The sequence below is a fragment of the Bradyrhizobium diazoefficiens genome (assembly GCF_016616235.1).
In the GTDB taxonomy this organism is placed as follows: domain Bacteria; phylum Pseudomonadota; class Alphaproteobacteria; order Rhizobiales; family Xanthobacteraceae; genus Bradyrhizobium; species Bradyrhizobium diazoefficiens_H.
This window is the reverse complement of the sequence record NZ_CP067100.1, coordinates 6,589,095-6,601,978: the sequence shown is the minus strand read 5'-3', so window position 1 is coordinate 6,601,978 and position 12,884 is coordinate 6,589,095. Positions and strand designations below refer to the sequence as shown.

The window sequence follows — 12,884 nt, the reverse complement described above, 5'->3', positions numbered from 1 at the left end:
GTCACGTCTGCTGGCCGCAAATTTGCTTGGGCTTTGTCATGCTGTACCCAATATCTCTCGCTGCGAGGCACAGACCCTCGATGGACGCCGAACGCCGGCGGCTGGGCATCCAGTCACGTCCGAAGGGCTGGCGACGGTGCACGCGCTGCCGCTCGCGCCGAACCATTGGCGGGCACATCCCGCATGGGCGTGAAACCTGCATGTGAGGCGGTGTGGTCGCCGGCATTGCACCGGGTCTGACGTGCGGCCGCGCAGCCGTTGGCCGTCGAGCCTTTGCAGGGCTCGTCCACCGGAGCCGACCCGCTGCGAGGGGGGCATAGATCGCACTGTCAACTGACAGCGGAGCGGTGTTGTCAAGGAGCGTGACGGGATAAAGGGAGGCGAGCTTTGGGCTCTGAGACATTCTGTCTGTCATGAGTGTTGATGCGACGGGAGACCGTCGCAACCTTTCTGGGTACGAACGACGCGTGTTCGGAATCGTACAATCTCACGCAACGTGCGATTCTGGGCACGAACCACGCTGTCCGAAATCGTACAATCTGACGCAACGTACGATTCAAGTCCTTCGATCGGTCATCGCTTAGAATAGATTAAACGAGCTGTCATTGGAGTGACGGAGCAGGAACGGGAAAGAGCACCGCTCGTTCGAAAAGCGTCTTGTGCGCCCGACCGGAGTGTCGCCCGTGACGCTAGGCATTGCAGTTCCCGCTCGTCGCGATGGAAGGCAGACGGTGGTGATCATGACTGCTTCAGCACGGGTCAGACCGCTTAGGCGTCAATCTAGACATGGTCGATTGGCGCTTTTGCAGCTGGAAGCCAGTGATTGCACCGCCTGGCGCGACGGAATTGGTAACCTGATGTGTTGGTAACGACGCGGCGAGCCTTACGCCGGCCCACGTCCGTTGGCGCGCGACGAAACGTAACTGCGTCGTGCTGCCACAGAACGAAGCAGAGGAAACCGCCGACAAGAAAGAGCGCTCACGTCGTAAGGTCGCCGCTCTAGACACGTTGTCGAGCAGACTCCCGAGGCGGGGAGACACCGTCATCCCTCAACATTGTTCGTGTTGTCGTCAGTCATGTTCGGCCTGAGGGGCAAATGAACGGCTGAAAAAGAGCCCCGGCCGGGGGCCGGGGCTCTCGATCCGTCGCTCTGGTGCGATGGAATTAGTATTTGAGAACTACGGGGCCCCAGAACTTGTAATTGAGCCGCGCAGTCAGCAGATCGAAATCCTGCCCGATGCGATCGCTAGCGACCGCACCCGCGGGGGTGTTGAAGTTCACGTTAGCGTCTTGCCGGAATATATGGTCGTACTCGACGCCGACCGACCAATTCGGCGCGAAGCCGAGTTCGATGCCCGCCCCGACCACGCCGCCCCAGCGGGTATTGTCGGTGCTCGCCAGCTGCGCGCCGCTGAGGGAGTTGATCTGATAGGTATTGCCGGTCACCGCGGCACCGCCCTTGGCGTAGAGCAGTACGTTGTTGATGGCATAGCCGACCTGGCCTGTAAGCAGGCCGAACGACCCGGTCTTCGTCTGATTGATGTCGCCCGGCAAGGCGGTGCTGACATTGGAGCCGTTGAAATCGGCCCAGTTGCCTTGGCCTTCGACACCGAAAACAACCTGGCCCGTCTGCCAGCGATAGCCGAACTGGCCACCAACGGTTCCGCCGCTCGCATCGTGGGAGCCTTCGGGCGTGACCCCTCCAAAATCCCAGGAGCTATGGGTCGAACCCCAGCCGCCATTGGCACCAAGATAGAAGCCGCTCCAGTCATAGATTGCGGCCGCGACCGGTGCTGGCGGCGGCGGTGCCTTGGTGTAGATGGGCTGCTGAGCGAGATCGGCGGCGAATACGGGCGCTGCCCCGATCAACGCGACGATGCTGGCAGTCACAAGCAACAACTTCTTCATTTCGTATACGCTCCTTCACATGTCCCCTGCGCCGCACGCGTCTTAACAGTGTTGTCTTGAATTGCTGTAGCGGTCGAGCAACATCCTCTCTTCCAGAACCTCTTGAAGCTTACGCCGCGTCAGGTTCGCGCGCTCGCAAATCACGATCAAACCGACAGACAACACGCAGCAGTCCATCGTGTATCGAACCCAAGGCCGTGCGCGTCAATTCCTACTTGGAAGTAGAGGAGCCATTGAACGCCAACGAGGTCGATCACGACACGCGTGTGCACTGAAGCAGCGTGAACGGTAGAAGTCCTGCGAGCGCTATCATGTCTGCCCATTTCCTCTCATGCCATGGCGGATCACGACGCGATGCGTTGGCCGAAGGCTCGAACGATCAAGACCGCACTCGCATCAAACGCGGCACGCACGCTGCTGATTCACAACCATCATCAGGAAAAGCAGGCGTTGAAACTGGTCGCGCGATAGTGGCGGATTCTCAACGCGATGTGTTTCGTTGGAGACAAAGTGTGCGCGCGACGTCGCCGCTGCTGAGAATGCGCGATGACCGTTGCGGGCGAACACGCAGCATGTCTGGCCCGCCTCTTGCTTCGATTGCGCTTAGAGGATTTCGCTCGACTTGATAGGAGGCGGTGAATGCCGACATCTGTTGGTGGATGTTACAAGGGGGCGCGCTTTGATTCTGCGCCGTCCTGATGTGCGACCAATCTTGATGAGGCGAACGCAACGAACGTGGTTCTGGTGCGAAGGAGGAAGCCGATTTCATTTGGAACGAGGAGGGGGCCTGCGAAAGCGAATCGCGTCGATTAGGCCCGTGCGAACCGGACCCGGTGCCGTTCTCCCCGGCCAGGCCGAATACCATCTCAACAGAAAGAAGCAATGAAGTACCTGGAGGACAGCAAGGACCTGGACATCGAGACCCGGCTTTCTCGTCTCGGCCGCGCGCCCGCCGAACATTCCGGGATGGTCAACATGCCCGTCTACCGGGGCTCCACAATTGTTTCGGAAACCCTGGAGGAATACGAATCGCGCAGGCAGAGCGATCCGACCGCCAATTACGGCCGCTTCGGCTCGCCTCTGTCGCGCGCACTCGAGCTGGCCGTTTGCGAACTGGAGGGCGGCTATCGCTCGCTCCTGTTTCCGTCGGGACTTTCTGCCTGCACGCATGCGCTTCTCGGCCTTCTGCGCGCAGGCGACCACGTTCTGATCAGCGACGGCGTCTATACACCCGTCAGGACATTTGCAGACGAGGTTCTCTCAAGGCTTCAGATCACGGTGCAATATTTCTCTCCAACGCAGCTTGCAGAGCTCTCAGCGAAAATCACCCGGAAGACCCGGGCCATCTATCTGGAATCACCTTCGTCCCTCACGTTTGAGGTGCAAAACGTCCCTGCACTTGCTGCGATCGCCCATCGCTGCGATGCGCTGGTGGTCATGGATAATACATGGGCAACGCCTCTGTATTTCAAGCCGTTTGCGCATGGCGTCGACATCTCGATCCAAGCGGCGACGAAATATATCGTCGGCCATTCAGACGCGCTGCTTGGTATCGCCACGGCCAACGAATCGGCGTGGCCGTCGCTGCGGTCGAGCGCCCACGATTTCGGGGAGATTGCTGGGCCGGATGACATCTATTTGGCCCTGCGGGGACTGCGCACCCTAGCCGTCCGTATGAAGCGTCATTGGGCCAATAGTCTCAAGCTGGCCCAAAGCCTTCAGTCGCATCCAGCTGTCGACAACATCTTGCATCCGGCGTGTCCGAACGACCCTGGCCATGCGCTTTGGAAGCGAGACTTTTCCGGGGCGAGCGGCCTTTTTGGTCTTGCGCTGAAGCCGATGTCGCAGCCGCAGCTTTCGACCTTTTTTAATCGGCTGCGGCTTTTTGGCATCGGATGGTCGTGGGGCGGATATGAAAGCCTCGTGATGCATGTCGACCCACTAAAGCGCGTGGAAACATCGCTTGCTCTGGCCGGGCCACTGATTCGGGTTCACGCCGGCTTGGAGGACGCGAGCGACCTGATCGTGGATATGTATCAGGCGCTTGACGCGGCTTGGGAGACAAGACGCGGTCGTGTAGGTCCTGACAATGATGATGCAGCTATCGCTGAGCTCTCCAAACGAGCTTAAGCGCAGTCAACTCGAAGCCGAACCTTGGCCTGGCCAGGAAAGAAGTCGGCAGTGAACGAGTAGTGAAGGAAACGCCATCGGCGCTTTTTGATGAGGAGCGAAAGACGCGCTCGTCGTCGGGATGTTCTGGCCCACGATTTCTGGGTCAGAAGTTCGCTCGTAGGATCGTGTCGGAGCAGCTCCGATACCCCGTCGAGCGGGACCGCCGCCAAATCTGGGAGGAGCGTCATGACCACCATTGCAGCTGCGCCACCCGCGCCAGGGTCTCGACCATGGTATAAGCTCCTCTACATCCAGGTGTTGTTCGCAATCCTACTCGGCATCATCGTCGGCTGGGGCTGGCCATCGCTTGCCACCTCCGACTGGATGAAGGCGCTCGGCGACGGCTTCGTCAAGCTCATCAAGATGGTGATCGCGCCCGTCATCTTCTGCACCGTGGTGTCCGGCATCGCTCATATTCAGGATGCGAAGAAGGTCGGCCGGGTGGGAATCAAGGCGCTGGTCTATTTCGAGATCGTCTCGACCCTCGCGCTCGTGATTGGTCTCGTCATGGGCAATCTGTTTCAGATCGGCCGCGGCCTTGCCGCGAGGCCCGATGCGGCGGCAGTCGCCAATTATGTCGAGCAGGCGAAAGCCACCAAGTTCGTTGATTTTGCTCTTAACATCATTCCAGACAGTGTGGTCGGCGCGCTCGCGCGCGGTGACATCCTGCAGGTGCTGCTGTTTGCGATTCTGCTCGGCTTTTCACTGATGGCGCTCGGAGACCGCGGCGAGAGGCTGCGCAGCACGATCGATGACGCCGCGCAGGCCGTGTTCGGCGTGATCGCCATCATTATGAAGGCCGCGCCGATCGGAGCGTTCGCCGCCATGGCATATACAATCGGCAAGTTCGGACCCTCGGCGCTGGCCAATCTGCTCGCATTGATCGCGCTGTTCTACGCGACCGCCGCGCTGTTCGTGATCGTGGTTCTCGGGCTGATCGCGCGGTTCGTCGGCTTCTCCATCTTCAAGTTCATCGCCTACATCAAAGACGAGCTCTTGATTGTGCTCGGCACATCGTCCTCAGAGAGTGCGCTGCCACAGCTGATGGAGAAGCTCGAGCGGCTGGGCTGCTCGAAGCCCGTCGTCGGGCTCGTGGTGCCGACCGGCTATTCCTTTAATCTGGACGGCACCAACATCTACATGACGCTCGCGACATTGTTCATTGCGCGCGCCCTCGGGCTCGACCTCGCTTTCGACCAGCAACTCACGATTTTGATCGTGGCGATGCTGACCTCAAAAGGGGCAAGCGGGGTCAGCGGAGCTGGCTTCATCACGCTGGCAGCAACCCTATCCGCGGTCAACCCGGGTCTGGTGCCAGGGATGGCGATCGTGTTCTCGATCGACAAGTTCATGAGCGAGGTGCGCGCACTCACCAATATCATAGGCAATGGCGTGGCCGTTGTGTTCGTGTCCTGGTGGGAAGGCGAGCTCGACCGGATCACGTTGCATGCACGCCTGGTCGTGCGGGCCGATCTGCCCGATGTGGATACGGCGACCGCGATGGCTGACGCCGTTCCTGCCTCGGAGGACACGCGCAATGCAGAGATTGCGCGCGCAAGAGGAGCAAGTCGGACTGAAGGCGCGCGTTGCAAACGCGGACGAATGGATTCGTCCTGAGAATGTTCCAACGCGACCAACGCCTGATGGGGTAGGCGAAGGTCGTGACTAGTGCCGCGCATTGACGAAATGCGAATCAGCCGCGAAGGTGAGTTGTTGTTGAACCGGCGGAGTGAAGACTCAGGATGTGCCGAGCAGCTCGGATTGGATCGTCCCAGCGGTGTAGAGGGAAGCATCTAGTGGCAAATTGCCAAATGCGAGCTGACAAAGCAGGTAATTTGCGCCTGCTTCCTCCAGCTGATTGAGCAGAACGTTTCGAACGGAGCTCGGCGTTCCGACGACGCACAATTCGCTTTCGACTGCCGCATGGAATGTCAGTGGAAGAGACTGTGGTGTCGCGATGTCATTGAGCTCGTAGAGATATTTGAAGCTCCGCAGCCATTGCTCGTAAGCGGATCTTGCCAGGGAATAAGCGTCCCCCGCAGAACGCCCAATCACGATCATGCGCAGCAATCCAACAAATGAGCCACGATCAGGGGCGCTGGGACTGCGTTCTCGATGGGCGTGGTAGGCGTCGGTGATTTTGCGGACGCCGGCGGCGGGCCCAACGCAGGCGAGGTTTGCGCCGCTGCCCGCGGCCCAGATGGCCGTCTCGGGCCGATTGGTGGTCACCCATATCGGAGGACTTGGACGCTGATGGGTGGCTAATGTCAGCGGAACCTCGCTCAACTGGAAATGCCGACCCTGATAGGACAGGGCTCCACCCTTCATGGCCTTCAGAAGAATGTCGTTGGCTTCCTCATACCGGCTTGGCGCGACGTCCTCGGAAATGCCAAAATAGCCGAGCTCGGTTGGAAGGGCGCCCCGTCCGAGGCCCAACTCGAGCCTGCCGCCGCTTAGCTGATCGAGCATGCAGATCTCCTCAAATGCGCGTAGCGGATGGTAGCAATTAAGCAGCATGACCAACGGGCCGAGACGAAGGTGCAGCGTACGCTGCGCGACACTCGACAGGAAAAGACCAGGCGAAGGGCCTCTTCCATGGGGCGTGCAATGGTGCTCTGCCACGTGATACGCATAAAAGCCGAGGCGATCGTACGCCTCCGCCAACACCAGGCGATCTTCGTATTGACGGCCAACATCGCCGCCATCGTCGTCCAGGTGGTCGAAAATGCCGCAGGTGAGTTTTGACGAAGACCGGTGTGTCATCAGAAAAAATCCTTAAGGGGCGACTGCCTGCTCGCTTCCGGGGGCTTAGAGACCGTGCTTATTGTCCTCGCATCTCGCGACCATCGGGCCGGGACCTCGATTGCGTGTGCCATTCGAGCGGATGACATTGGTGTCGCTTCGCATCTGCGGCCCGCGCGAGGGGGAGGGGCGCAATAAGCGGCCTGTTGGCCGTCAGCTGCAAGATATCTGCCTGGGTCGAGCCGCCGTCGTGGCCTTCTCGCTGCATCGGCGGTATAGGGACATGAGCGGACATCGGCGCGCGTTGGCTATTCATCCCGTTTCAGGCTTTCTGAAATGACGGCAATCGCTGCCAAAAACGCGTCCATTTGCTCCGTTGTACCGATGCTGATGCGGATGCAGTGGTCAAGGCCGTCATCTATAAAAACAGCAACGAGTATTCCCTCTCTCTCCAGCGCGGCTTGCCACCACCTGCCGTCCTGTCCGTTCGGCACACGCGCCAGCAAGAAATTGGTATGGGAAGGCGCTACACAGAACCCGGCTTGACGCAGTGCGGCCGCAACGCGTTCTCTCTCGTGCTTGATATGCCTATGGTTCTCTTCATAGGCCGCGCGATGCGATAGGATGCTGACGCCGACCGCATGCGCTATGACATTCATGTTGAAGACGTTCTGGATGTTCCGCAATCGTCCAATAACCTCTGGATGGCCAAGGCCGAAGCCGACGCGAATGCCAGCGGCCGCATAGCTCTTCGAAAAGGTTCTCAGGAGCAGGAGATTCGGGTAGCGGCGGACAAGCCTAAGAGCATTATCAGGTGCGAAGTCGACATAGGCTTCATCCAGCACGACTAAGCGCTCGGACTGTGCAACGAGGCGTTCGATATCGGCGATAGGGACGAACGTCCCGGTCGGATTGTTGGGATTAGCTAACAAAATGAACTTGGCGTCCTTTGCCGGACCGAACAGCAACTGATCAGTCGGGATCGAATGCGAGTCGCTCCAGGAAACTTCGAGAAATGCAGCGCTCTGCAACGCAGCTAGCTTTCGATTGAACGAAAATCCGGGAGATATCATTGCGACGCTGTCGCCCGGCCCAAGAAAGGCCCTGTAGATCAGGCCGAGTAGCTCCGACGATCCGTTCCCGGCGATCACATGCTCCTTTGAAAGGCCGTAGGCATTGGCGGCAGCCTCCCTCAAGCCGATATTGTCGTCCTCCGGATACAGATACTGACGCTGGAGCGCCGAGATCGCACTTCGCCATACCATTGTTGGTAGTGGAAACGGATTCTCATTGGTGTTTAGCTTCACGTAACGTGCATCTGGCGTCCGCTGGCCGGGCGACTGGGCTTCGAGGTCTTTAGCCGGCTGCGCAAACGAAGAGAGCACACTTTGCAATTTTACATCGACCATATCGTGTTCCCTCTAGATGCGCAGGCGGCGGTCGCCATTGAGAGTGGCCTGAGGCGGTCTAACGAGAAGTCCGCTTCGCACACTTGGCGTGCCGGCGGCTGGGGCGTTGCCCGTGCACGCGCCCAATGTCGGCGCTTAAAGTGCTGCGCATCGCGAGAACGACCTGGTTCGTGGTGCGCAATGTTGCGAGCACTGGCCCAGCGCGCTCGAGGCCGCAAGCTTTGGTTTAAAGATCCGTACATGCGTGGCGGCGTCATGCGATGCTCCCTGGCGAGGCATTGGCCCACGACGGTGTTTCTAGAGGCCGTGGCGACCTGCTTTGCCGAACCTACAATTTGACGCTACGTGCGAATCAAGCCTCGTCGAGGTGCTCGTTGCAAAATTCGTGCAGGCTTGTGGCTGCGCTCGTTGTGCCTGGGTCGGACGCATGAGAGCGTGTGCGGCAAATCAAAGCGTGGTTCGGTTGGCATGAACGGGCGAGATCCGGCCCCGCGGCGCGCGCCTTGGACGGCTCTCGATCAATCGGGTCTCGAAAATCCTGCCGCTTTGTCAGAAAGCGAACAAAGCCAATGTCCTGAGTCCCCGCCCGTTGGCGAGACGACCTTTGGCTGCGAATTGTTGTGCTGTTGATCGCGGTGGCCCAGAGTCCTGTAACGCGCCCACGGGTGGCGTTCTGGAAGGTGTGTGCTTGCGTCTCGGTCTTGGTGAACAACGTGGGATATTCAGTCGCCCGAAGCCGACGACTAGCGCCCCTCGGCCTCACGAGTTCCGACCGCAACATCCCGAGCGAGGACTAGACGCTGATCCCGGCCGCACCCTCACGCAATTCCGAGCTCCTTGCGCGAGCGCCGTCTCGGGAGCCAGCTGGCCGGTGGCCCTCTGCACACACCCGCCGCTTCGACGTGAGCGACGCAGGTGCGCCCCTGCGATCGCGTTCAACGCCGAGGCCAATCGCGGCGGATATGAGCGGCAATGATTCGCCACCATCGGCCTCGATGACTGGCCTGCGAGCGCAATGCTTGCCCGGATCGACACTGGCGGAATTCATGCGCCGGCGCCACCGGGCTCGTCGTTAACGAATCCCGTCGAGACTTGGCCCGACCTGTTGCATATGGATCGGGGAGCCGATGTGAATCGCGTGATCCTGTTCGTTAGCTAAGAGCAAGACCGACCTCGATACTGTGATTGCCGGCGCTTGCGCGTTCGCCGCCTTGCAAGCAGCCATCAGCCTCCTTGCAAAGCGAGGTTCTCCAATCTGACGAGCGAAATCGCACGTATCAGCACATCGCGTCAGATTTCCGGCAGTGCGATTGCATGCGCGTTTTGTCGCATGGGAGGAATGACCGTCCGTGAAAAGCATGTCGGCGCTCCTCGCGCGGCTGCACCAGAAGCGACTTCTTGCGTCGTAGTCCCAACGCTTCTCTGGAAAAATCTCGTTCCGGTCGGGAAAAAGATGGCGCGTTTATCAAATTGCTATTCAGCGGTTGCCGACGGCTAGCGGTCGGCGACAAATGGAGTCGACAATCTTACACAATCCGCGCAAGGTTCATGGAACTTGTACAGTGCACTGCGTAGGCAGGGCGACCTCGTAACAAGAACGTTAAAACCACGATCCGTTTATAGTGGTGCCATGAAACAGCGTTATCTCTCGGCAGCGTCCCTGAATTGCGCACAAGCATCAAACTCGCAAAATCCAAACAAGATGGTACGGAGGATGCTGAGAATAACGGAGAAGTCGTCATGTTGAACATCGCTTCCGCACACGAAATGTCTGACTTAGTGTCGGAGACGAGCCAAACTGTTCCCATCGTGACGCTGCACGAAAGCGCGGTTGTCGGGATCTTCGAAATCTCGAAGATACTCACCGCCCCCTGCCGGCTCGAACTCACCTTAGCCAATGTCGTGGATATTCTGCATTCGTTTGTTCAGATGCGGCACGGCATCGTCTCGCTTTTCGACACCGATGGCCAGCCAGACATTACGGTCGGCGTCGGCTGGACTGAAGGGAGCGACGAGCGGTACCGGATGCGCCTGCCGCCGAAAGCAATCGACCAGATCGTGGCGACGGACATGCCGCTCGTCGCCGAGAACATCGCGGTCCATTCGGCGTTCACTACGGCCGACCTGGAGGTGCTCGGTGCCGCCGAGAACGCACGGGTGTCGTTCATCGGCGTTCCCATTCGGATTGACGCCAAAGCCGTTGGCGCGCTGACCATCGACCGTGTCTTGGACGACAGCTCAAGCGTACGGCTCGAGTATGACGTGAGACTTCTCACCATGGTCGCTAATCTTGTTGGGCAGACAGTGAAACTGCATCGGCTCTTCGCGACAGACCGCGAGCGACTGATGGCGGAAAAGGATCGATTGCAAAAGCAATTGGCCGAAATCCAGCAACCCGCGCGCGAGCGCAAGAAGGTCAATGTGGAAGGCATCATTGGCGATAGTCCGGCGCTGCGCGCGCTGCTCGACAAGATCGCGGTCGTTGCCAGATCGAACAGCACGGTCCTGCTGCGTGGCGAATCCGGTACTGGGAAGGAGCTGGTGGCCAAGGCGATTCACGCCCTATCGGCGCGCTCCAAGCGGCCGTTCATCAAGCTCAATTGTGCGGCGCTTCCCGAGACGGTTCTGGAATCCGAATTGTTCGGCCATGAGAAAGGTGCCTTTACCGGCGCCTTCAGTTCACGCAAGGGGCGCTTTGAGCTGGCGGACAAGGGCACGCTGTTCCTGGACGAAATCGGCGAGATCTCGCCCTCGTTTCAGGCAAAGCTACTACGCGTCTTGCAGGAGCAGGAATTCGAGCGTGTCGGCAGCAATCAGACCATGAAGGTCGACGTTCGCGTGATTGCCGCCACGAACAGAAACCTGGAGGAGGCGGTAGCAAATAACGGGTTTCGCGCTGACCTCTATTACCGTGTGAGCGTGGTTCCCTTGCTGCTGCCGCCGTTGCGCGAAAGGCGCAGCGACATTCCGCTACTGGCCGCGGAGTTTCTCAGGAATTTCAACAGTGAAAACGGCCGCACATTGACGTTCGAGCAAAGTGCAACGGACGTGCTGATGAATTGCGGGTTTCCGGGGAACGTCCGCGAACTCGAAAATTGCGTACAGCGGACAGCGACCCTCGCCCCGGGACCTTCGATCTGCCGAGAGGACTTCGCCTGCTGCCACGGCCAGTGCCTTTCGGCGATGCTGTGGAAGGGTGGATCTGAAGAGGTGCCGCTGCATGCGCGCCCTACTTGCGCTGAGGGCCCGAAGCCGAACAGCGCGGGGGCTGAAGCTGGTCGGTCAGCCGCCGGCGCTCTCCCACCTGTTCGGGGCGAGCAGGCCGGACTGGGGCCACCTGGCGCCGCACTCGTAAGTACCGGACAGATGACCGATCCCGAGCGCGTCATCGCGGCTATGGAGCGATCGGGTTGGGTTCAGGCAAAGGCGGCGCGTCTGCTTGGCGTTACTCCACGCCAGATCGGCTACGCGCTGAGGAAATACGGCATCGAGATCAAGCGTTTCTGAGCACTGAGTGCTCTCGTGCCGGTGCGCACAAGTTGTCGCAATGACGACGCATGTCCGAAGTGCGTCTGCACGTGTTGGAGCACGTCAGGCCCTCAGACCTCATTGCCTTCATCACGCATGCCTTGAACCGCAAATGGTACGACATTTGCTGTGCTCTCTCCGGATTTCGAAAGTCTCTGGAGAGGCACATGCACAACGTCGTCTGCATCAAGCAGGTCCCTGATTCCGCACAGATCCGCGTGCACCCTGTGACCAACACGATCATGCGCCAGGGCGTACCAACCATTATCAATCCTTACGACCTGTTTGCGCTCGAAGCTGCGCTCGATCTGCGCGACAAGTTTGGTGGTGAGATCACCGTCCTTACAATGGGCCCACCCTCGGCCGAGGACACTTTACGGAAAGCCCTGACTTTTGGCGCCGATCGCGCGGTGCTGTTGACCGATCGTTGCTTCGCGGGTGCGGACACCCTGGCAACGACCTACGCACTTGCGACCGCCATCCGCAAGATCGGCAAGGATTACGGCCAGCCTGACCTCATATTCACGGGTAAGCAGACGATCGATGGCGATACCGCGCAGGTCGGGCCAGGTATTGCAAGGCGGCTTGCTGTGCAACAGCTAACCTATGTTGCCAAGATCATGACTATCGATCTCACGGCGCGGACAATCGAAGCGGAGCGGCGCTCCGAGGGCGGCACCCAGGTGCTGCGCGCAAGCCTGCCGTCGCTCATCACCATGATGGAGGCGACCAACCAGATTCGGCGTGGCGCGATGGCAGATGCATTGCGCGCCGCTCGAGCGCCTATCGTAAAATGGAACGCCCAGGAGGCTGGCGTCGAGGATGTCGCCAAATGCGGCCTCAGGGGATCGCCCACCGTTGTTAAGCGCGTCTTCGCGCCGTCGGCGCGGGCTGAGAAGGCGACGCTCGTAGAGGCCGCCGAGCAGCCGGCGCAAGCATTGATCGACACCATTTTCAAGCAGAATCCCAAGCTCGAAAATGAGCTTGCCGCATTGGCGCGAGGCGTATGACCGGGGGAGAGGTTCGGGCGATCAGCAAGGACGAGCAGCGTTCGCCGACGTGCTTAGGCCGGGGCAGAGTAGGTGGGTAGAAAGAAAGAACGTTCAGCTGAACGTTGCAGGCTGA

7 protein-coding genes are annotated in these 12,884 nt (G+C 59.6%); 4 read left to right on the top strand and 3 right to left on the bottom strand.

The features are described from left to right. Positions 1-1,164: 1,164 nt before the first annotated feature. Positions 1,165-1,908: an outer membrane protein gene (locus JJB99_RS31300; RefSeq protein WP_200496032.1), complete on the bottom strand. Its 744-nt coding sequence runs from the start codon at positions 1,906-1,908 to the stop codon at positions 1,165-1,167. Between the two features lie 882 nt (positions 1,909-2,790). Between JJB99_RS31300 and metC the strand changes: the two genes are divergently transcribed. Continuing rightward, complete coding sequence (metC, locus tag JJB99_RS31295) at positions 2,791-4,038, top strand: cystathionine beta-lyase (RefSeq protein WP_200496031.1); 1,248 nt, start codon at positions 2,791-2,793, stop codon at positions 4,036-4,038. 228 nt (positions 4,039-4,266) lie between these two features. Continuing rightward, complete coding sequence (gene dctA / locus JJB99_RS31290; protein ID WP_200496030.1) at positions 4,267-5,697, top strand: C4-dicarboxylate transporter DctA; 1,431 nt, start codon at positions 4,267-4,269, stop codon at positions 5,695-5,697. A 120-nt stretch (positions 5,698-5,817) separates the two neighbouring features. Here dctA and JJB99_RS31285 read toward each other — a convergent pair whose 3' ends face one another. After that, a complete protein-coding gene (locus JJB99_RS31285; protein WP_200496029.1) occupies positions 5,818-6,843 on the bottom strand; it encodes an LLM class flavin-dependent oxidoreductase in 1,026 nt (341 codons plus the stop codon). 287 nt (positions 6,844-7,130) lie between these two features. Beyond that, complete coding sequence (gene hisC, locus JJB99_RS31280) at positions 7,131-8,231, bottom strand: histidinol-phosphate transaminase (RefSeq protein WP_200496028.1); 1,101 nt, start codon at positions 8,229-8,231, stop codon at positions 7,131-7,133. 1,740 nt (positions 8,232-9,971) lie between these two features. Between hisC and nifA the strand changes: the two genes are divergently transcribed. Then, complete coding sequence (gene nifA / locus JJB99_RS31275) at positions 9,972-11,738, top strand: nif-specific transcriptional activator NifA (RefSeq protein WP_433995736.1); 1,767 nt, start codon at positions 9,972-9,974, stop codon at positions 11,736-11,738. Between the two features lie 188 nt (positions 11,739-11,926). Further along, entirely contained in the window at positions 11,927-12,769 is an 843-nt protein-coding gene (locus tag JJB99_RS31270) for an electron transfer flavoprotein subunit beta/FixA family protein (RefSeq protein WP_200496027.1), read from the top strand. The last annotated feature ends 115 nt before the right edge of the window (positions 12,770-12,884 follow it).